At 45.1% G+C, this 20,618-nt stretch carries 21 protein-coding genes; all 21 read right to left on the bottom strand.

Going from position 1 to position 20,618, the window contains the following annotated elements; all coding sequences use genetic code 11:
* Window positions 1–19: 19 nt before the first annotated feature.
* The 21 genes from atpG to dnaA all read right to left on the bottom strand — a co-directional run bounded on the left by atpG (window position 20) and on the right by dnaA (window position 20,618).
* Window positions 20–889 (bottom strand): F0F1 ATP synthase subunit gamma, encoded by an 870-nt coding sequence (atpG, locus tag C2759_RS00105; protein ID WP_215355360.1) that lies wholly within the window; start codon window positions 887–889, stop codon window positions 20–22.
* Between the two features lie 18 nt (window positions 890–907).
* Window positions 908–2,449: a F0F1 ATP synthase subunit alpha gene (atpA, locus tag C2759_RS00100; RefSeq protein ID WP_173959364.1), complete on the bottom strand. Its 1,542-nt coding sequence runs from the start codon at window positions 2,447–2,449 to the stop codon at window positions 908–910.
* 45 nt (window positions 2,450–2,494) lie between these two features.
* Window positions 2,495–3,031, bottom strand: a complete 537-nt coding sequence (locus C2759_RS00095; protein WP_215355358.1) for a F0F1 ATP synthase subunit delta — start codon at window positions 3,029–3,031, stop codon at window positions 2,495–2,497.
* A gap of 1 nt (window position 3,032) precedes the next feature.
* Window positions 3,033–3,503, bottom strand: a complete 471-nt coding sequence (locus tag C2759_RS00090; RefSeq protein ID WP_215355356.1) for a F0F1 ATP synthase subunit B — start codon at window positions 3,501–3,503, stop codon at window positions 3,033–3,035.
* A gap of 63 nt (window positions 3,504–3,566) precedes the next feature.
* Window positions 3,567–3,833 carry a F0F1 ATP synthase subunit C gene (gene atpE / locus C2759_RS00085; RefSeq protein WP_012357116.1) on the bottom strand — a complete coding sequence of 89 codons (267 nt, stop codon included), beginning with the start codon at window positions 3,831–3,833 and terminating at the stop codon, window positions 3,567–3,569.
* Between the two features lie 45 nt (window positions 3,834–3,878).
* Complete coding sequence (gene atpB / locus C2759_RS00080) at window positions 3,879–4,754, bottom strand: F0F1 ATP synthase subunit A (protein WP_215355354.1); 876 nt, start codon at window positions 4,752–4,754, stop codon at window positions 3,879–3,881.
* A 39-nt stretch (window positions 4,755–4,793) separates the two neighbouring features.
* Window positions 4,794–5,288, bottom strand: coding sequence for an ATP synthase subunit I (locus C2759_RS00075; RefSeq protein ID WP_215355352.1), 495 nt, complete (start codon window positions 5,286–5,288; stop codon window positions 4,794–4,796).
* 68 nt (window positions 5,289–5,356) lie between these two features.
* On the bottom strand, window positions 5,357–6,247 hold the full coding sequence (locus C2759_RS00070) for a ParB/RepB/Spo0J family partition protein (RefSeq protein WP_371816925.1): 891 nt from the start codon (window positions 6,245–6,247) through the stop codon (window positions 5,357–5,359).
* A 20-nt stretch (window positions 6,248–6,267) separates the two neighbouring features.
* Complete coding sequence (locus C2759_RS00065; RefSeq protein WP_215355349.1) at window positions 6,268–7,038, bottom strand: ParA family protein; 771 nt, start codon at window positions 7,036–7,038, stop codon at window positions 6,268–6,270.
* 24 nt (window positions 7,039–7,062) lie between these two features.
* Window positions 7,063–7,725 carry a 16S rRNA (guanine(527)-N(7))-methyltransferase RsmG gene (gene rsmG, locus C2759_RS00060; protein ID WP_215355347.1) on the bottom strand — a complete coding sequence of 221 codons (663 nt, stop codon included), beginning with the start codon at window positions 7,723–7,725 and terminating at the stop codon, window positions 7,063–7,065.
* Complete coding sequence (mnmG, locus tag C2759_RS00055; RefSeq protein ID WP_215355345.1) at window positions 7,718–9,643, bottom strand: tRNA uridine-5-carboxymethylaminomethyl(34) synthesis enzyme MnmG; 1,926 nt, start codon at window positions 9,641–9,643, stop codon at window positions 7,718–7,720. Before mnmG ends, rsmG begins: the two co-directional genes overlap by 8 nt.
* 243 nt (window positions 9,644–9,886) lie before the next feature.
* A complete protein-coding gene (locus C2759_RS00050) occupies window positions 9,887–10,816 on the bottom strand; it encodes a branched-chain amino acid ABC transporter permease (RefSeq protein WP_215355343.1) in 930 nt (309 codons plus the stop codon).
* Window positions 10,817–11,737 (bottom strand): branched-chain amino acid ABC transporter permease, encoded by a 921-nt coding sequence (locus tag C2759_RS00045; RefSeq protein ID WP_215355340.1) that lies wholly within the window; start codon window positions 11,735–11,737, stop codon window positions 10,817–10,819.
* Window positions 11,738–11,754: 17 nt separating this feature from the next.
* Window positions 11,755–12,978 carry an ABC transporter substrate-binding protein gene (locus tag C2759_RS00040; protein ID WP_215355339.1) on the bottom strand — a complete coding sequence of 408 codons (1,224 nt, stop codon included), beginning with the start codon at window positions 12,976–12,978 and terminating at the stop codon, window positions 11,755–11,757.
* Window positions 12,979–13,000: 22 nt separating this feature from the next.
* Window positions 13,001–13,705, bottom strand: coding sequence for an ABC transporter ATP-binding protein (locus tag C2759_RS00035; RefSeq protein ID WP_215355337.1), 705 nt, complete (start codon window positions 13,703–13,705; stop codon window positions 13,001–13,003).
* Window positions 13,702–14,463, bottom strand: coding sequence for an ABC transporter ATP-binding protein (locus C2759_RS00030; protein WP_215355335.1), 762 nt, complete (start codon window positions 14,461–14,463; stop codon window positions 13,702–13,704). The genes C2759_RS00035 and C2759_RS00030 overlap by 4 nt, the downstream gene beginning before the upstream one ends.
* Before the next feature lie 101 nt (window positions 14,464–14,564).
* On the bottom strand, window positions 14,565–14,789 hold the full coding sequence (locus C2759_RS00025; protein WP_215355333.1) for a DUF3717 domain-containing protein: 225 nt from the start codon (window positions 14,787–14,789) through the stop codon (window positions 14,565–14,567).
* 14 nt (window positions 14,790–14,803) lie between these two features.
* A complete protein-coding gene (locus tag C2759_RS00020; protein ID WP_215355331.1) occupies window positions 14,804–15,298 on the bottom strand; it encodes an SET domain-containing protein in 495 nt (164 codons plus the stop codon).
* 5 nt (window positions 15,299–15,303) lie between these two features.
* The gene (gene gyrB, locus C2759_RS00015; protein WP_215355329.1) at window positions 15,304–17,802 is read right to left on the bottom strand and encodes a DNA topoisomerase (ATP-hydrolyzing) subunit B; all 2,499 of its coding nucleotides are present in this window, start codon (window positions 17,800–17,802) and stop codon (window positions 15,304–15,306) included.
* A gap of 11 nt (window positions 17,803–17,813) precedes the next feature.
* Window positions 17,814–18,929, bottom strand: coding sequence for a DNA polymerase III subunit beta (gene dnaN, locus C2759_RS00010; RefSeq protein WP_215355327.1), 1,116 nt, complete (start codon window positions 18,927–18,929; stop codon window positions 17,814–17,816).
* 264 nt (window positions 18,930–19,193) lie between these two features.
* Window positions 19,194–20,618, bottom strand: a complete 1,425-nt coding sequence (dnaA, locus tag C2759_RS00005; protein WP_215355325.1) for a chromosomal replication initiator protein DnaA — start codon at window positions 20,616–20,618, stop codon at window positions 19,194–19,196.

Below are 20,618 nucleotides of genomic sequence, written 5' to 3'. Positions count from 1 at the left end.
ATTCCTAAACGCTAACTGCTTAAACCGCAGCCGCTCCACCAACAATCTCTGACAGCTCTTTGGTAATAGCAGCTTGTCGTGTTTTGTTGTATTCCAATTGCAATTCACCGATTACATTCTTCGCATTATCTGAAGCAGCCTTCATTGAGACCATGCGTGCAGACTGTTCCGAAGCCATGTTTTCAGCAACAGCTTGATAAATCATTGCCTCTACATAACGCTTGAGCAAGCCATTCAACACAGACTCTGCGTCAGGCTCATAGATGTAATCCCAAGAATTTCCTGTCTTCTCTTCTGGAGTTAATGCAGTCGATTCCAAAGGTAAGAGTTTTTCTAAAACAGGCTCTTGTTTCATTGCGTTAACAAAACGGGTATATGCCAAATAAACAGCATCAATTTCGCCACGCTCAAACGCCTCTAATTGGGCAGTAATTGCGCCAATCAACACATCCATATGTGGCGTATCGCCAATCTGAATTGTTTGAGAAATCAATTTTGCTTTTGAGCGATTTAAAAACTGGAGGCCTTTAGAGCCAATGGCAGTGTATTCAATACCAATACTGCTGCCTTCCATATCGCGCACTTGGTTTGCAATCAGACGCAATACGTTGGTATTTAAACCGCCACATAAACCTTTGTCTGTTGTAACCAAGATCGTGCCAATTTTCTTCACTTCTCGAGTCGCCATATAAGCAGGGCGGAACTCTGGATTTGCTTTAGAAAGATTGGCAACGATTTCACGAATTTTTTCGGCATATGGGCGCGCATTACGCATGCGCTCTTGGGCACGACGCATCTTGGATGCGGCGACCATTTCCATTGCCTTCGTGATCTTGCGCGTGTTTTGCACGCTCTTGATCTTAGATCGTATCTCTTTTGTGCTTGCCATGATTTATGCGGGTCCCCCTTAGAAAGAGGCTGAACGCTTGTAATCCTCAATTGCGGCACGCAAAGCAGCTTCATCATCTTTGCTTAAGTCTTTGGTCTCTTCAATACGACCAACTAAATCAGCGTATTTTGATTTCAAATGATCTTGTAAGCCTTTTTCAAATGCCAATACATGCTTTACTTCAAGATCATCGAAGTAACCGTTATTCATGGCATAAAGTGAGGCGGCCATTTCCCAAACCTGCAAAGGCTTGTACTGCGCCTGTTTACACAGCTCGGTCACGCGCTTACCGCGCTCGAGTTGCTTACGTGTTGCATCATCAAGATCAGAAGCAAACTGCGCAAATGCTGCTAATTCACGATACTGCGCTAAGTCGGTACGAATACCGCCAGACAATTTCTTAATCACTTTAGTTTGCGCTGCACCACCAACACGTGACACAGAAATACCGGCGTTAATCGCAGGACGTACACCAGCGTTAAACAAGTCCGTTTCCAAGAAGATCTGGCCGTCAGTAATCGAAATCACGTTGGTTGGAACGAATGCAGAAACGTCACCAGCTTGAGTTTCAATAATTGGCAATGCAGTCAAAGAGCCTGTCTTACCTTTTACCGAACCATTTGTAAATTTCTCAACGTATTCAGCGTTTACACGAGCAGCGCGCTCAAGCAAACGTGAGTGGAGATAGAACACATCGCCAGGGTAAGCTTCGCGGCCTGGTGGGCGACGCAAAAGCAAGGAAATCTGACGGTATGCAACCGCTTGTTTTGTTAAATCGTCATAAACGATCAATGCATCTTCGCCACGGTCGCGGAAGTATTCGCCCATTGTGCAACCAGCATACGCTGACAGATACTGCATCGCTGCAGACTCAGAAGCACTTGCTGCGACAACTACTGTGTATTCCATTGCGCCTAGCTCCGTGAGCTTGCGAACCACGTTAGCAATCGTAGAAGCTTTTTGACCAATCGCCACGTAAACGCAATAAACGCCTTTACCTTTTTGGTTAATGATTGCGTCAACTGCAACTGCTGTCTTACCTGTTTGACGGTCACCAATGATCAACTCGCGCTGACCGCGGCCAATTGGAACCATTGCATCAATCGCCTTCAAGCCAGTTTGAACTGGCTGGCTAACGGATTGGCGAGCAATAACGCCAGGTGCAACTTTTTCGATAAAGTCCGTTAGCTTAGTATTGATTGGGCCTTTGCCATCAATCGGCTGACCGAGTGCGTTTACAACGCGGCCGAGCAACTCTGGTCCAACTGGAACTTCCAAAATACGACCAGTACATTTGACTGGGTCGCCTTCTTTAATGTGGGTGTATTCACCCAGCACCACAGCACCAACTGAATCACGCTCAAGGTTCAAGGCGAGGCCGATAGTATTGTTTGGGAACTCCAACATCTCGCCCTGCATAACACCAGACAAGCCATGTACGCGGCAAATACCGTCGGTCACTGAAATTACAGTGCCTTCGTTGCGAAGTTGGGAATCAACACCCATTTCGCTAATTCGGCTTTTGATCAGTTCGCTGATCTCGGAAGGGTTGAGTTGCATTACTTACTCCTGGGTCTTATTTCGTATGTTCTTAATAGGGATAACTTATGCGCCAAGACTTGCTTGCATTTGAGCTAGCCGTGCCTTAACTGAACTATCCATTACCTCATCTCCAACTTGAATGCGAACTCCGCCAATCAATTCTGGATCTACTTGGATAGTTGGGCGCAATTCTTTGCCCCCAAAGCGCTTCTTTAAACTTGACAACAAATCATTTAACGCAGAACCCTCCAATGGGAACGCGCTAGTAATCATTACTTCTGCTGCACCTTCGCTCTGATTCTTCATTGCTTCAAATTGACTAGCAATTTCAGGAATGGCAGACAAGCGATGGTTTTGATTTAACAAACTCAAAAAGCTAGAAATCTTGCCATCTAGCTTAGTCTTCACCATGCCAGAAAGCAATTTGCTTAAATCATCTGCAGATACTTTTGGATTGTTTGATAAAGCAGCAACTTCTGGCAATGCAGCAAGCTGCGCCAATTCATTCAACTGCTCCAAACAGGTAGCAAACTCAGCAGGCTTGGCACTCTGAAAAAGTGCTTCAGCATAAGGGCGTGCAATCGTGGCTAGTTCAGCCATATCAAAGTTCTGCCTTTAGTTGATCAAGCAATGTGCTGTGGGCTTTTGCGTCTACTTCACGACGCAAAATTTGCTCTGCACCTTTAACAGCCAACACCGCCACTTCAGCGCGCAATACTTCACGAGCACGAGTTACTTGTTGATCTGCATCTTGCTTAGCTTGAGAAATAATGCGAGCTGCTTCAGCTTGTGCATTTGCGCGAATTTCTTCAGCGGACATTTGCGCACGTTTTTCTGCTTCTGCAACACGCTGTACACCTTCTTGGCGTGCTTTATTTAGTTCTTGCTCTGCTTCATTGCTTGCTAATGCGAGTGCTTCTTTACCGCGCTCGGCAGCAGCTAAGCCGTCAGCAATTTTGCTTGAACGCTCATCTAACGCCTTAACTAGCGGTGGCCACACAAAGCGTGCAACAACCCACCATAAGACGAAGAAAACGATCATTTGCGCGAATAGGGTCGCGTTCAGATTCACGATATTCCTTTCAGTATTGTTGAGAACGGTTGGATGACCCGGTGGTCATCCACGCCAAAACAATTACTTAATAACTGCGAGCAGTGGGTTTGCGAAAGCAAACAACATTGCAACACCAACGCCGATCAAAAACGCAGCGTCGATCAAACCAGCTAATAGGAACATCTTAGTTTGGAGTGGCTCCATCAATTCTGGTTGACGTGCACATGCTTCGATGTACTTACCACCCATCAATGCAATACCTAAACAAGCACCGATCGCGCCGAGGCCGATGATGATGCCGATAGCGATTGCTGTGAAACCTTGAATATTTGCGAGAAATTGTTGCATGTTGCTGACTCCTGAAGTTAAAGAGATAAGTTAAAAATAAAAATCTTAATGGTGGCTATGCGCTTGCCCGATGTAGACCAAAGTCAACATCATGAAAATAAAGGCTTGCAACAAAATAACTAAAATGTGGAAGATGGCCCAAGCTGATCCAGCAATAACATGGCCCACCAATCCGAACAGGGATAAATCTAAATTAAATGTCCACACGCTGCCTAGCAATGCGATTAATAAGAAAACTAGTTCGCCGGCATACATGTTGCCGAACAGTCGCATTCCTAATGAAACACCTTTAGCAAGATATTCAATGATGTTCAAAGCGAGGTTAAAAGGGGCCAAGTACCACTTCGCACCAAACGGAGCAGAAATGAGCTCATGCAAGAAGCCGCCAAAACCTTTTACTTTGAAGCTATAGAAGAAAACCAAAAGCAAGACGGACATTGACATGCCCATGGTCGCATTGAGGTCAGTTGTAGGAACAACCTTGTGGTGCGGAACATGGACACCAAAACTTTCGATGAAATGATTGACGCCCAACACCCAATCTACTGGAATCAAATCGAGCGTGTTTAAGAGGATGATCCAAAAAAATACAAATAAGGCAAGGGGCGCAATGTAAGAGCGATCGCCATGAACAATGCTTTTAGATTGCGTCTCAGCCATCTCCACAATCATTTCAATAAAACATTGGAAGCGACCGGGTACACCTGGGGTTGCACGGCGCGCCGCGATCAACAAAATAAATACTGTAAGCAAGCCCATCAAGGAAGCCCAAAAAACAGTATCTAAATTGATAACACTGAAGTCAATGATCGAGGTCTGGGCAGACCCAATATTGTTAAGGTTTTGTAAATGCTCGGAGATGTACGCTGTTGGCGTCATTTGCTCGGCTGCCGCTTGGGCTTTGTTTACTTCGCTAGACATCTCTTAACTAGTCCTTTGGTTCAATCTCGTTTATTACTATTAGCGCCACAACCACGCTAGCCAAACACACTTAAGGGCAAGCACATAAGTCACCAATAAGGGGACCCAAAATACGCCCGAGACCCAATATGCAATCCCTAAAAACAGCATCAAAGTAACGACGATTTTGATAAATTCGCCCGACACCAATGCTGCCAAATAATTCCCTGGATTTAACACTTGCGTTTTTTTTGCCAATTCCAGCCTGATTAAAAACAGGGTTGAGGGCAAGACGCTTGTTAAACCACCTAAAAATGCCGATTGAGTATAAAGGTTTATCCCAATCGGGTCTCCAAAAAAAGACCAAAACACCATGCTAAACGCAGTAAGCACTACTTGCGCAGCCAAAATCTTCCATGGCGACAGAGGGGGGTTTTTAAGAGCATTGCTTGCTTGCAGCGCTCTCATCTCCTCTTTACTTAAAACCCGATATGCTTCTTCTTCGGGCTCATCCCAGTCATCCGCCTCGGAAAATCGATTTTTTTGAGGAATCAATTTAGCCCCGTGAGTTTAATGTGTGCACTGCAATAGGTCAAATGTTTTGGGGTCATTTTTGAAGACTTTTAAGCCTCGACGCCCAGCTTTTTTAACAAAGAATCCAGCTCATCAAATTGGCTAAAGCGGATTCTGAGCTCACCACCTTTGCCCTTAAACTTAAATTCTGCATTTAAGCCTATTAAATCAGCGATTTCTTGAGTTAAGCGACGCATATCTGGATCACGGCTTGGTGTACCGCCCTCCGCTTTGGTTTTGGCTTTTTTGTCGCCAATTTGACCCCCAGCAAGCGCTAGGGCGGTAGCCATTCTTTCAGCCTCACGAACGGAGAGTCCCTGGGCGGCAATTCTTTGCGCCAAAGCAACTTGGCTTGCGCCTGGTAAAGGTAATAAAGCGCGGGCGTGACCCATGTCAATATCGCCCGCCAAAAGCATGGCTTGTACTGGTTTTGCCAATTGATTCAAACGCAATAAATTGCTCACGGCGCTTCGTGACTTACCCACTGCTTTTGCCGCTTGCTCATGCGTAAAACCAAACTCTTCAATCAGCCTGGCCAGGCCCTGAGACTCTTCTAGCGGATTGAGATCTTCACGCTGCATATTCTCAACTAAAGCCATTGCAGCAGCAGCTTGATCATTTGCCCCAGAAACTAATACAGGCACCTCTTTTAAGCCAGCCAAAGTTGCCGCACGAAAGCGACGTTCACCAGCAATAATTTCGTATTTACCAGGCGCAACCAAACGCACTAATAACGGTTGCATCACACCCTGCTCACGAATACTTTCGGCCAATTCTTGTAATGCACCCGCTTCCATTTTTTGCCGCGGCTGATATTTACCGGCCTGTAATGCACTTAATGGCAAACGATTAATTTCAGCCGTGGTTTCTTTTTGTGCTTTATCACCGAGGAGCGCCTCTAAGCCACGACCCAAACCTTTTTTCTTAATTGCAACCATGATATTTTTATTGTTCCTAGGATTTACATTTGCTTAATGCGCTCAATCATCTCGGCGCCGAACTCCAAATAAGCTTTTGCGCCACGCGATGATCTATCAAACGCCACCCCAGGAAGCCCGTAGGATGGGGCTTCAGCTAGGCGGACGTTGCGGGGAATAATGCTCTTAAATACTTTATCGCCAAAGTGCTCAAGCAGTTGGTCGGAAACCTGTTGTTGCAAAGTCATGCGCGGATCAAACATCACACGCAATAAGCCGATGATCACCAAATCAGGATTTAAGTTTGCATGAACTTGCTTGATTGTGTTTACTAAATCTGACAAGCCTTCCAATGCAAAGTATTCACACTGCATTGGTACGATCACACCATTCGCTGCACACAATCCATTGAGCGTTAACAAAGATAGTGCAGGGGGGCAGTCAATCAAAATAAAGTCATAGTCATTCGCAACAAGAGCAAGCGCATCTTTCAATCTTTGTTCGCGCGAATCTAAATCTACCAACTCAATTTCTGCGCCGGCCAAATCACGATTTGCTGGCAACACATCGTACCCCGAGCTCTCGCAACGTACTGCAGATTCCTTCACCGTCGAGAGACCAATCAATACTTGATACACAGTGCTACTGAGGTCTGCTTTTTCAACTCCTGAACCCATCGTCGCATTGCCTTGTGGATCTAAATCCACCAATAAAACACGTTGCTTATGTCCAGCTAAACCGGCGGCCAAATTAACAGCGGTAGTGGTTTTGCCGACCCCACCTTTTTGATTTGCAATACAGAATATTTTGGCCATAATTTTTCTTAAAAATGTGATGCTTTAAAGGGGTAATTTTCTCACGGGTGATAGGACCAAAAGTCGGCGCTCCACCGCTAAATTTGGGATCTCTAGGGGCTCATCGGCTATTAAGCGCCAATCATTCATACAAACCTCCTGCAACTCTTGATCCGCTCGCTTAGCCTTCATGGCAAATACGAGGCCATTTGGATTGAGCAGGGGCAAAGACAACTCTAAAAAATGGGCGAGATTGGTAAATGCCCTAGAAATGACCGCATCAAACTGACCCGGCTGAGCTTTGGCAACAGCTTCAACGCGCTCGCTTAAGACTTGGATGTTCTTTAATCCTAACTTTCCACGCACATGCTGCAAAAATGCAGTCTTTTTACGAATAGCCTCAATCAAGGTCAAATGCCACTCAGACTGCAAGATGGCAATCGGGATTGCAGGCAAGCCACCGCCCGACCCAAGGTCAGCAATTTTGGGATTTGGCAACCCCAGAAATCGGCGCATTACTGGTAAAACTGTAATAGAATCAATAAGATGCAGTCGGACCGAGTTCTTATCACCCTCAATAGCAGTCAAGTTATGCACTTGGTTCCAGCGACCCATTTCTTGCAAGAAAAGCTCTAAGTCAGCAATGTTGGTAGAGGTGAGATTGAGGCCTAAACTCTCAATCCCCAAAGAAACCAAATCATTACTCATGGGCTTCTTCTTGGATGCGGCCTAAGCCCTTTTTAAGGTGTACTAACAATAAAGAGAGGGCCGCAGGTGTGACGCCAGATATTCTACCGGCCTGACCCAGGGTGCCTGGCTTATGCAGATTGAGTTTTTGCTGCACCTCTTTGGATAAGCCAAGCACTTGGGTGTAATCCAAAGCCTCAGGCAGCGGAAAAGTCTCGTTATGCTCTTGCCGAGCAATCTCCACAGCCTGTCTCTCGATATAACCCTGATATTTAATAGAAATTTCAACCTGGTCGCTGATTTGCTGTGCCAGACCTAAATCGTCATCCAGGGTTCCTGGCGACCAAAGGCCTTCGGCCAAGCCCATAACTGCCTCATATGTAATGCCTGGGCGCCTTAGAAGGTCGGCCAAGCTACACTCGTGCGACAAATCTTGGCCTAAAAGTTCAGAAACAGCATTTGCTGATCCATGTTTTGGGCCAATCCAAATTTCCCGCAAACGAGATGTTTCACGTGAAACAGCTTCTTGTTTCCTGCAAAACGTATTCCAGCGGTAATCATCCACTAAACCTAGTTCACGACCAATAGTAGTAAGTCGGAGATCCGCATTATCCTCGCGCAAACTCAGACGATATTCCGCTCGGCTAGTAAACATGCGGTACGGCTCTTGGACACCCAAGGTAATGAGGTCATCGACCAAAACACCGATGTAAGACTCGCTGCGCTTGGGCAACCAAGGCTCTTTACCCTGCGCCGCTAGACCGGCGTTGATACCCGCAAGCATGCCTTGGGCAGCAGCCTCCTCATAGCCTGTTGTGCCATTGATCTGGCCGGCAAAGTATAGGCCTGCAATTGCTTTAGTCTCTAGGCTGTGGCGTAAATGGCGTGGGTCAAAGAAGTCGTACTCAATAGCATATCCAGGGCGCACAATTACTGCAGACTCTAGGCCACGAATACTGCGCACCAAATCCCACTGAACATCAAACGGCAAGCTAGTAGAAATGCCATTGGGGTAAAACTCATTTGTTGTTAGACCCTCAGGCTCTAAAAAGATTTGGTGGCTATTTCTGGAAGCAAAACGATGGATCTTATCCTCAATAGAGGGGCAATAGCGTGGTCCAACCCCCTCAATAACACCGGTATACATCGGGGAACGATCTAAACCACCCCGAATAATGTCGTGCGTTTGTTCATTTGTATGAGAAATCCAGCAGGGGACCTGCTTGGGGTGCTGCTCAGGTCGACCCAAGTAGGAGAAAACGGGGACTGGATCCAAATCTCCGGGCTGCTCCAACATTACCGAGAAATCAATAGTGCGTCCATCAATCCTCGGTGGGGTACCGGTTTTTAAGCGGCCCTGAGGGAGCTTCAATTCTTTCAGCCTGGAAGACAAGGATGTCGCCGCCGGATCGCCGGCCCGTCCACCAGCATAGTTATTTAAGCCTACGTGGATTTTCCCGTCCAAGAATGTGCCGGCAGTTAGCACCACCTTCTTGGCCATAAACTTCAACCCCATTTGCGTAACTACACCTTGAACCTCATCACCCTGGACCAGTAAATCATCTACAGCGGCTTGGAAAAGGGTCAGGTTTTCTTGGTTCTCAAGACGGCGACGAATCGCCGCTTTATATAAGACCCGGTCACCCTGTGCACGAGTTGCACGAACGGCAGGGCCTTTACTTGAGTTTAATATCCGAAACTGAATGCCAGCCTCATCGGTAGCTGCTGCCATAGCACCACCCATTGCATCAATCTCTTTGACTAAATGACCTTTACCAATTCCACCGATTGATGGGTTGCAGCTCATGGCGCCCAAACTCTCAATACTATGCGTTACAAGTAGGGTGTCGCATCCCATGCGTGCAGACGCAAGGGCAGCCTCTGTACCGGCATGACCGCCGCCAACCACAATGACATCGAAGTTCTTTGAATAACGCATAATTTGCCTCAGATAGGGCGATGATCATAGCATTTTGTTGGTTTCACGTGAAACAAATCTATGCCTAAGGTATTAAGCACATAATCAGTATTTTGTAAGCGATTGATTTAATTGAATATTTTTACAGGCTGAAACAAAACACTAAACACTCTTGCTGGCGTCTTACTTTAAGCAGAAAGCGGGGGATCTTAAATGAGTACGGCGCCAAAGCGCCGTACTAAAACCTAATTAATAGAAAAGAATTTAATTCTTGTTCTTAAAAAAGTGAGTAATTTCACCAACAACGCCTCGACGAAAAGCCAAAACACAAACAACAAAAATAAATCCAGTTGCAATGGTGCTCCAAGATCCAATATTGGCTAAATAATTTTGCAAGCCGACCACAATGCCAGCGCCGACCACTGGACCAAGAATGGTTCCCATGCCACCCAACAGGGTCATTAAAACAACTTCGCCTGACATATGCCAATGTACGTCAGTCAATGTTGCCAACTGAAAGACTAAAGTTTTCAAAGAACCTGCAAGACCTGCGAGTGCAGCGGAAATTACAAAAGAGATCAGTTTGAAGCGATCAACGTCATAACCCAAAGAAACTGCACGAGGTTCATTTTCGCGAATGGCTTTTAAAACCTGGCCAAAAGGGGAGTGCACGGTGCGAACGATCAGCGCAAATCCAAGCAAGAAAATAGCCAGCACAAAGTAATACATGCTGACGTCATCTTTTAAATCAATCAAACCAAACAACATGCCGCGTGGTACCCCTTGAATGCCGTCCTCGCCGCCAGTGAATGGAAGTTGTACCGCCAAAAAGTAAACCATTTGGGAAAGCGCCAATGTCACCATCGCAAAATAAATGCCTTGCCGACGAATTGCCAAAGAGCCAATCAAAAATCCTAAAAAGCCAGAGCCCAAGACACCCAAGACAATTCCGAACTCAGGAGACAAGCCAGCCTCTTTGCAAAGATAGGCAGTGATATAGGCGGAGGTTCCAAAAAATGCCGCGTGCCCAAAAGAAAGAAGTCCAGTAAAGCCCAGTAACAAATTAAAGGCGCAGGCAAAAAGGGCGAAGCACAACACCTTCATTGCAAACACTAAATAGATAAAGTCCTGAAAAGGCAACAGCAGGGCAATTAAAACCAAAATGCCATAAAGCAATTTTATTTTTGAGCTCACTTATTTCTCCCGGCCGAAAAGTCCAGCAGGACGAATGAGCAACACAATTGCCATGATCACAAAAATAACCACACCAGATGCTTCTGGATAAAACACTTTGGTTAAACCCTCAATCAAACCTAAAGCAAGGCCGGTCAAGATAGAGCCCATGATGGAGCCCATGCCACCAATCACAACAACTGCAAAAACCACAATGATTAGATTCGAACCCATCAGTGGGTTGACTTGAAAAATAGGTGCGGCCAAAACACCGGCAAAACCAGCCAAACCAACGCCATAGGCATAAGCCAAAGAAATCATCAAAGGGACGTTGATGCCGAACGCCTGAAGTAGTTTTGGGTTTTCAGTTCCAGCTCGGAGATAAGAGCCTAACTTCGTTCTCTCAATTACATACCAAGTGGAGAAACAAACCACTAAAGAGGCAACTACTACCCACAAACGATATTTGGGCAAAATAATGCCAATCGACTCTAATGGAATAACGCCTTGTAATAGTTCGGGGGCCGGATAACTCTCGCCAGAAATTCCATACCAATGGCGGAACATGCCCTCAATAATCAAAGCAAATCCAAAAGTTAATAGCAGGCCATAAAGGTGATCAAGGTGATATAGGCGCTTGAGCATTGTGCGCTCAAGAATTAAACCAAAGCCTGCCATTACCAAAGGCACCAAAATTAATGCAAACCAATAATTAATTGAGAAGTCAGGAAATCCAAACCATTGGCCAACCTGAGTCAAGCCAATCCAAGCAATAAAAGCCCCCATGGTGTACTGAGCACCATGCGAAAAATTGATGATGTTGAGTAAGCCAAAAATAATGGCTAGGCCCAAACTCAAAATGGCATAGAAGGAGCCATTAATAAGCCCCACTAAGAGCTGAGCAGCCAGCCCTTGTGGGGTGATTCCAAGAAGTTCAAACATGCTAGTTAAAAAACCAATTACTTGTTAGTAACCAACTTGCATCGTGACAATGAAAGTGGTTGTGTTGCTTCGGCAGCTGGAATCACAGCCTTAACGTTGTAATAGTCCCAAGGGCTAGTGGATTCAGATGGCTTCTTGACTTCTAGCAAGTACATATCATGCTCGAACTTACCATCAGCGCGGATTTTTCCTTTGAACAAACCATCATCAATATTGGTAGATCTCAAAGCCTTCATTACTGCTTGAGTATCGTCAGTGCCCGCTTTTTGAACTGCGGCTAAATAAGCAAGGACTGAAGAGTAGACGCCGGCTTGAACGCTAGTCGGCATGCGCTTGTGTTGCAAAATAAAACGCTTAGCAAACGCACGTGTCTTGTCATCTTTATCCCAGTAGAAGCCTTCGGTTAAATACATACCTTGAGCGGCATTCAAACCTAAAGAGTGAACGTCGGAGATGAACATTAACAAAGGAACAACTGTTTGCTTTTTATTGATGCCAAACTCTGAGGCCTGCTTAACAGAGTTAATTGTGTCTTGACCCGCATTTGCCAAAGCAACTACATCAGCGCCGCTGGCTTGAGCTTTTAAGAGGTATGAAGAGAAGTCGCTATTAGGGAATGGATGCTTACTGGTTCCCAAGACCTTACCGCCGTTAGCAACAACAACGTTAGTTGAGTCTCTCTCCAAAGCAGCACCGAAAGCATAGTCAGCAGAAAGGAAATACCAATTCTTTTTACCCTGCTTTACAACAGCCTTGGCAGTTCCGTTTGAAAGTGCGTAAGTGTCATAGGTCCAATGCACGTTATTAGCAGTACATTTTTCATTGGTAATTGGCAAAGAAGCTGCGCCAGATACCAAGGTGATCTTGTTCTTTTGTTCCGCCACTTCCATTACCGCTAGGGCAACGTTGGTAGACACCAACTCAACAATCACGTCCACGCCATCTTTGTCATACCACTCACGTGCTTTGTTTGCAGCAATATCTGCTTTGTTTTGATGGTCAGCACTAAGTAATTCAATCTTCTTACCAATGACTGTGCCATCCTTTGAAAAATCAGCGATCGCCATTTTTGCAGCAATCACCGCGCCAGGACCGGCCAAATCAGAATAGATTGAAGAGAGATCGGTCAACACACCAATCTTAATTACATCGCCACTCACTTTAGATGTTTGCGCGAATGCTGGGTTTGAACCAAAAAAGGTTGCCGCCACTAGACACGCCGTAATTTGCTTTAACTTCATTTATATCTCCTATAAATAACTACTAAACACCAAGATACTCATTTAATAAACTTGCTTTTTCCGTAAGCTCATTTTGATTGACAACCTCAACTACGTTGCCATGCTCCACCACATAATGCCGATCAGCCAAGGGGGCAGCAAAGCGGAAATTTTGCTCCACCAACACAATAGTGAAGCCTTTATTGCGTAAGCTGGTGACTACCTCACCCAATTTTTGAACAATCACCGGCGCCAAGCCTTCGGTGATTTCATCCAACAATAATAGTTTTGCGCCCGTTCTCAGAATGCGTGCCATTGCGAGCATTTGCTGCTCGCCACCCGACAGTCTTGTGCCAGGGCTATTGCGCCGCTCGTACAAATTGGGGAACATTTCATAAATCTCGTCCAAACCCATGCCACCAGACGCAATCTCTGGTAAGAGCAGCAAATTTTCCTCGGCACTTAAGCTGGCAAAAATACCGCGCTCTTCCGGACAAAAACCGACACCCAGACGAGCAATTTTGTAGGTTGGCATCGCAATGGTTTGCTTGCCATAAATTTCTACCGAGCCTGTTCTTTTGCTAGTCAAACCCAAAATGGTTTTCAAGATGGTGCTACGACCAGCGCCATTACGGCCCAGAAGCGTGACCACCTCACCATCACGAACAGCAAAATTCACACCATGAAGAATATGGGACTCACCATACCAAGACTCAAGGTTTTTAACCTCCAGCGCCATCGTGCTCATGCGCCATCACCCCCATGGGTTCCCATGTAGGCCTCAACCACTAAAGGGTTGTTGGAAACCTCTTGGTAAGAGCCTTCAGCCAGCACCGAACCTCGCTGCAACACAGTAATACGATCTGCTATAGAGGAAACCACCTTCATATTGTGCTCAACCATCAAAATGGTGCGGCCTTTGGCAACCCGATCAATTAACTCAGTAACGCGCTCTACGTCCTCGTGTCCCATACCCTGTGTCGGCTCATCCAACAACATTAATTCAGGCTCCATTGCCATGGTGGTCGCAATTTCCAAAGCCCTTTTACGACCATAGGCCAAATTTAGGGTTTCCTCGTGAGCAAAGTCCGCCAAACCCACCTCACACAAAAGCTGTTCGGCGCGCTCATTAAGCACGCTCAGCGAACTTCCAGACTTCCAAAAATGAAATTCGGTGCCTAATCCTCGCTGCAGTGCAACACGAACATTCTCCAAAACAGTTAGGTGTGGAAAAACAGCTGAAATCTGAAATGAGCGGACAATGCCACGGCGTGCTATTTGAGCTGGTCGCTCTTTCGTGATGTCGAGACCATTAAACAAAATCTGGCCACTGGAGGGCTCCAAAAATTTTGTGAGAAGGTTAAAGCAGGTTGTTTTGCCGGCGCCATTGGGGCCAATAAGGGCGTGAATAGTTCCCCGAGCAACATCTAAATTGACATCACTTACCGCAGAAAAACCTTTAAACGTCTTTCCAAGCCCAATTGTTTTTAATATTGTTTCTTGCAAACCTAAATCCTTATACCCATCTATAGGCAAGAGTTTGAGAATACCCTAAGAGAAGATTTACCAATACAGCAATAACCCTAAAAACGTAGAGGGTGTAATGATTAATTCGCTCGGGTGTTACTTAGAAAATTTTGGATTGCTAACCTTGCCGTCTCATCCAAAACTTCGATAGGAATCCTTTGGGCGCCCTGAACAATCATCAAGGCATATGGTTTTGCAAGGGCGGCAGCTTCTGGGCATAAATGAAGCTCCTCCCCCACTGCGGGTGATTGGCTGCGCCAATAATTAATGGCAGCCTCTAAATCCTGAATAGTAATAAACAACATGTCGAGAAAAGAACTTACTTCTTATCAAGAGACAGCATGGTGCCTCGACATTTTTTAGCGCCACAACGGCACTCATAATCCTTTTTCATTTGTTTGGTAATGCGGCCCTCAACCCCAAGGGAGTAATCGTAGAAAAGCTCCTCGCCCACCTTAAGATCCCTTTTGGCATAGATAAATACACGAGGCTCACCATCAAAGCTATCTTCTTGGGTTTCACAAATTGGCTTGCAAGAGTGGTTGATCCAGCGGGCAGCATTTCCACCATACTTCGCATCAATACAACGACCATCTTCTAGTGAAAAATAAAAAGTGTGGTTCGGATCCTTGGGGTCATGTGGATGGCGCTTCTCTGCCAGCTTCCAACTAATTCGCTCCCCTTTGTATTCAATAATGGCATCACCCTTTTTAATTGGCTTTGCAACAAAAACACCCTTTCCATGAATCGGCGAGGACTTAACAACAATTCGGGAACGGTCAATTTTTGGAGGGGTTAATTTCTTTTTGCTCATTAAAATCAAACATCCAGGTTGCGCGCAATTAAGGCATTTTTCTCAATAAAGGCGCGGCGTGGCTCCACCTCATCACCCATTAGGGTGGTAAAAACCTGGTCAGCAGCGATTGCATCTTCAATTTTGACTTGAAGCAAGGTGCGTGCTCCGGCATCCATTGTGGTTTCCCACAACTGAGAAGGATTCATTTCACCAAGACCCTTATAGCGTTGACGACTGAGAACGCGCTCAGCCTCAGAAAGCAACCATGCAAAGGCAGCTCTAAAGTTTTGGATTGCCTGCTCCTTTTGATTTTTTTCTAGATCCCCGCGGCGCACTTTCGAGCCGGGCAACACTTTGCCAGATAAAACCGCCGCCGCATTGGATAGGCTTTGATAGTCATCGCCATGAACAAAATCAGAATTGATTGCCGACAACCTTAAGTTGCCATGGATACGTCGAGATAACAGCAGCTTGTAGCGATCTGTGCGCTCTTCTTTTTGGACAATGATTTCGGGTGGAAGCGCCAATGGATTTAATGACTCAGCAAGCGCAACACGCAAACGATCAGCAGATTCTTGGGCTGACTTTTCTGTATCCAGGTTCAATTGAGTGCCGGAAGCAATAGCGCGCAAAGCATCTTCATCAATAGTGCGCGATAAGCGGTCAACAATAGACTGAATCACTTGGTAGTGTTTAGCCAGCTCACCTAATGCAGCGCCCTCAATGATTTCACCTGTGGGGGTTTGAAGTGATGCTGATTCAAGAGCAATCTTTAGGAGTAATTGATTGAGTTCGGCATCATCTTTAATGTATTGCTCGTTTTTGCCGAACTTCACTTTATATAAAGGTGGTTGAGCAATATAGATGTGGCCACGCTCAATTAACTCGGGCATTTGTCTATAGAAGAAGGTGAGTAAAAGTGTGCGTATATGACTTCCATCCACATCCGCGTCGGTCATAATAATGATGCGGTGGTAACGAAGTTTGTCTGCTTTATATTCTTCTGCGCCGATGCCGGTTCCAAGTACGGTGATGAGAGTAACCACCTCTTGGCTTGCCAACATCTTATCAAAGCGCGCCTTCTCCACATTAAGAATTTTTCCCTTAAGCGGAAGAATTGCCTGGAAACGACGATCTCGACCCTGCTTTGCAGAACCGCCCGCGGAATCTCCCTCGACAATAAACAACTCAGATTTAGTGGGGTCCTTTTCTTGGCAGTCCGCTAATTTTCCTGGGAGTCCTAAGCCATCTAAAACACCCTTGCGACGCGTCATATCGCGAGCCTTACGGGCTGCTTCACGGGCACGCGCGGCATCTACTATTTTTCCGCACAAAATTTTGGCGTCAGCCGGGCGTTCCTGCAAATAAGCGCTCAAAGCTTCAGCAACAATCTCTTCAACTGGGCCACGTACCTCACTTGAAACCAACTTATCTTTTGTTTGACTTGAAAACTTTGGTTCTGGAACTTTTACAGACAACACGCAGGCAAGGCCTTCGCGCATATCGTCGCCAGAAATTTCTACCTTAGCTTTTTTGGCAACTTCATGCTCGTCGATATATTTGTTGATCACGCGCGTCATAGCCGCGCGCAAGCCTGTTAAGTGGGTACCACCGTCGCGCTGGGGAATGTTGTTGGTGAAACATAAAACCTGCTCACTGAAACTATCATTCCACTGCATTGACACTTCAGCGGTAATGTTGCCACCTAAGTCTGAAGGACGAATACCTTCGGCGTAGAAAATGTTGGGATGTAAAACATTTTTTGTTTGATTGATGTACTCAACAAAACCTTTTACGCCACCAGAGAAAGTAAAATCTTCTTCTTGACCAGAACGTTGGTCAATTAATTTAATGTGAACACCGTTATTTAAAAACGAAAGTTCACGAATGCGTTTAACCAATATTTCATAATGAAACTCGACGTTTCCGAAAATAGTTTCATCCGCTAAAAAGTGAACCTCTGTACCAGACAGGGTTGTGTCGCCGGTAATTGTGATTGGCGATATAGCAACGCCATTTTCCTCTTGAACATTGCGATTCTGAATCACACCGCGCGCGAACTCCATGTAATGCGCTTTGCCATCGCGGCGAATGGTGAGTTTCAGCCATTTAGATAGCGCGTTTACACAACTAACACCAACACCATGTAAACCACCAGAAACCTTATAACTATTTTGATCAAACTTACCACCAGCATGCAACTCCGTCATTACAATCTCGGCCGCACTCCTTTTTGGCTCATGCTTGTCATCGTATTTAATTCCAGTTGGAACACCGCGTCCGTTATCAACTATAGAGATAGAATTGTCGGTTTGAATAACAACAGTAATTTCAGAACAATAACCTGCAAGCGCTTCATCAATCGAATTATCTAGAACCTCAAAGACTAAATGATGTAAACCTGTTCCATCAGAAGTGTCTCCGATGTACATTCCTGGACGCTTACGAACAGCTTCAAGACCCTCTAAGATTTGAATTGATGATGCACCGTACTGCTCTACTACTTTTTTTTCTTCAGTCATTTTTTTCTAAATTAAATACGCATTGGCATCACAACATACTTGAAGTCTTCAGAACCAGGCAAGGTAATCACCGCACTACTGTTGGCATCACCTAAACTAATTTGCATCTTTTCATTTTTCAAGTTTGATAAAACATCTAATAAATAACTTACATTGAAGCCAATCTCAACAACATCACCACTGTATTCAGTTTCAATTTCTTCTTGAGCTTCTTCTTGCTCAGCATTAGTTGATTGGACGGTGATTCGATTTGGTGACAACGAAAAGCGTACACCCTTAAATTTATCAGTTGTTAAAATTGCAGCACGTTGAAGTGCAGATTGCAGAACGTCGCGCCCAACAACTAACGAGTTTTTATGGCCCTTAGGAATCACTCGCTGAAAATCAGGGAACTTACCCTCAACTAATTTTGAAATTAACTCGATATCACCAAAAGTAAATTTCACTTGGTTAGATGTGAGACTCATCTCCAACATCTCTTCAGAATCTTCTAGTAGATGCTGACACTCAAGAATAGTTTTACGAGGAATGATGATTTCATGCCTTTGTCCAGAACCCACTGGAGCCTCAGCTAATTCAACTTGAGAATAGGCCAAACGATGACCATCGGTTGCCACAGCAATCACTTGCTTACCCTCAACAACCAATAGCATTCCATTAAGGTAATACCGAATATCCTGCTGCGCCATAGCGAAGTGAACTTGACTAACCAGTTGGCGAAAACTCTTTTGAGTCATTTTCCAGCTAGCCGTTACTTCACCAACACTTTGCATCACGGGAAACTCTGTTGCAGAAAGGGTTTGTAAGGAAAAGCGGCTTTTACCGCTTTGTACAACCATCTTATTGTCTTTAAGGTTTAAAGCAACTGGCCCGTCTGGGAGAGCGCGCAAAATATCAAGTAATTTCCTAGCCGCGACAGTCGTAGTAACGTCCTCAGCACCTACACCAAAGTTTGCATTCGTGGTGATTTGGATTTCTATATCCGTTGATATAAAAGAGACTTTGTCGCCTTGTTTCTTAAAAAGCAGGTTTGCCAATATCGGCAGGGTGTGTCGACGTTCAACAATGCCACTAACAACCTGAAGTGGTTTTAATAAACTATCCCTTGAAGTGTTTACGAGTTGCATTGCTTTTAAATCCTTGTATATATCTTATTAGTAGTAGTAATAAGGCTTGTTATTTCGGTGGATAAGTCAAAAACTATATATAAAACAACCCATTGAAACTAAAAAAACCTGTGGAAAACTTTTGTATAAACCGTGCATAAATCTTGGATAACTTTTTATTAACACCCTATTTTTGCATGAAGCGCTATCTTTCCACAATTTATCCACACGCAATCCCCAAACTTATTCATTGAGCTATCCACAACCTTATCCACAGGTAAAAAACTAAGATTTTAGGGTTTGCTCAATAACGTGGATTTCGTGATTAAGTTGCCCATCATGCGAGCGTTCTTCACCAATCTTCCGCACAGCATGTAAAACCGTTGTATGGTCCCGCCCCCCAAACAATTCACCTATCTCCGGAAGGCTTTTCTGAGTTAACTCTTTTGCCATAAACATGGCAATTTGTCGTGGGCGGGCAATGTTTGCAGGGCGCTTTTTGGAGTACATATCAGCAACCTTGATGCTATAAAAATCAGCCACGGCCTTTTGTATATTGTCGACTGAAATTTGTCTGTTTTGTATGGACAAGAGATCCTTTAGGGCCACGCGGGCTACCTCAATCGTGACTTCTTTACCGTGGAAGCGAACAAATGCCAAAATTTTTCTTAAAGCCCCTTCTAACTCTCGCACATTAGACCTAAGGTGTTTGGCTACAAAAAAAGCCACATCCTCACTCATGGGGATGCCCTCACTCAAAGCTTTTTTCATCAAAATGGCAACGCGCATCTCTAGCTCTGGCGGCTCTATGGCTACGGTTAAGCCAGAATCAAAGCGAGAAATAAGGCGGTCATCAATTCCAGCCATTTCTTTGGGGTAAGTATCGCTTGTAATAATGACCTGGGCCCTGTTGCTTAAGAGTGCCTCAAAGGCGTAAAAAAACTCTTCCTGGGTTCTAGATTTACCGCTAAAAAATTGAATATCGTCAATTAACAGCAGGTCAAGTGAGTGGTAGTAGCGCTTAAAGCGATCAAATGCTTTTTGTTGATAGGCTCGCACCACATCAGAAACGTATTGTTCAGCGTGAATGTACCGAATTCGAGCATTAGGTTTTTCTTTTAAAAGATGATTTCCAATTGCATGAATCAGGTGGGTTTTACCCAAGCCCACGCCGCCATATAAAAACATGGGGTTGTATGAGGTGCCAGGATTATGAGCAACCTGAATTGATGCAGCCCTAGCTAACTGGTTTGCTTTACCAGTTACAAAAGTATCAAAGGTCAGATTGGGGTTTAGCTTGGAGTGGTCTTCAATCTCAAAAGCTTGTTCCTCTGTCGAGTTACTGTCTGTAGCTACAACTAACTCTTGCTGCTCGGGCGGCCTCTGGATTGGAGTAATCCCCGCCGTCTGTGCGCCAGATCCTTCAACACTAAGCACAAAACTGAGGTTGATTGGACGACCAAAATATTGATCAGCTAACTCTTGAAGGCGGTCAGAGAAAGTTTTTTTAATCCAATCAAGCTTAAATCTGTTTGGGGCTCCCAATATGAGTGATTGCTCACTTTCATCAAAAGAAACCAAGCTCAAGGGCTGGATCCAGGTTTTAAATTGTTGGGGGGAAAGCTCGCGAGCAAGCGCGCCAAGCGCACCATCCCAAAACCCCAAAGGGCTAAGTGAGTTCAAAGTAATAGGATTCTGTAGGTTGCTCAT

The sequence above is a fragment of the Polynucleobacter sp. MG-Unter2-18 genome, assembly GCF_018687675.1.
Lineage (GTDB): Bacteria > Pseudomonadota > Gammaproteobacteria > Burkholderiales > Burkholderiaceae > Polynucleobacter.
The sequence above is the reverse complement of the archived record's forward strand: the minus strand, read 5'-3'. Positions and strand labels throughout refer to the sequence as shown.

Bases quoted from the DNA above. Each gene is read 5' to 3' on its own strand.
- atpG (WP_215355360.1), bottom strand. From the start codon at position 889: ATGGCAAGCACAAAAGAGATACGATCTAAGATCAAGAGCGTGCAAAAC.
- atpA (WP_173959364.1), bottom strand. From the start codon at position 2,449: ATGCAACTCAACCCTTCCGAGATCAGCGAACTGATCAAAAGCCGAATT.
- C2759_RS00095 (WP_215355358.1), bottom strand. From the start codon at position 3,031: ATGGCTGAACTAGCCACGATTGCACGCCCTTATGCTGAAGCACTTTTT.
- atpE (WP_012357116.1), bottom strand. From the start codon at position 3,833: ATGCAACAATTTCTCGCAAATATTCAAGGTTTCACAGCAATCGCTATC.
- atpB (WP_215355354.1), bottom strand. From the start codon at position 4,754: ATGTCTAGCGAAGTAAACAAAGCCCAAGCGGCAGCCGAGCAAATGACG.
- C2759_RS00065 (WP_215355349.1), bottom strand. From the start codon at position 7,038: ATGGCCAAAATATTCTGTATTGCAAATCAAAAAGGTGGGGTCGGCAAA.
- rsmG (WP_215355347.1), bottom strand. From the start codon at position 7,725: ATGAGTAATGATTTGGTTTCTTTGGGGATTGAGAGTTTAGGCCTCAAT.
- mnmG (WP_215355345.1), bottom strand. From the start codon at position 9,643: ATGCGTTATTCAAAGAACTTCGATGTCATTGTGGTTGGCGGCGGTCAT.
- C2759_RS00045 (WP_215355340.1), bottom strand. From the start codon at position 11,737: ATGTTTGAACTTCTTGGAATCACCCCACAAGGGCTGGCTGCTCAGCTC.
- C2759_RS00040 (WP_215355339.1), bottom strand. From the start codon at position 12,978: ATGAAGTTAAAGCAAATTACGGCGTGTCTAGTGGCGGCAACCTTTTTT.
- C2759_RS00035 (WP_215355337.1), bottom strand. From the start codon at position 13,705: ATGAGCACGATGGCGCTGGAGGTTAAAAACCTTGAGTCTTGGTATGGT.
- C2759_RS00025 (WP_215355333.1), bottom strand. From the start codon at position 14,789: ATGTTGTTTATTACTATTCAGGATTTAGAGGCTGCCATTAATTATTGG.
- C2759_RS00020 (WP_215355331.1), bottom strand. From the start codon at position 15,298: ATGAGCAAAAAGAAATTAACCCCTCCAAAAATTGACCGTTCCCGAATT.
- gyrB (WP_215355329.1), bottom strand. From the start codon at position 17,802: ATGACTGAAGAAAAAAAAGTAGTAGAGCAGTACGGTGCATCATCAATT.
- dnaN (WP_215355327.1), bottom strand. From the start codon at position 18,929: ATGCAACTCGTAAACACTTCAAGGGATAGTTTATTAAAACCACTTCAG.
- dnaA (WP_215355325.1), bottom strand. From the start codon at position 20,618: ATGAGCAACCTACAGAATCCTATTACTTTGAACTCACTTAGCCCTTTG.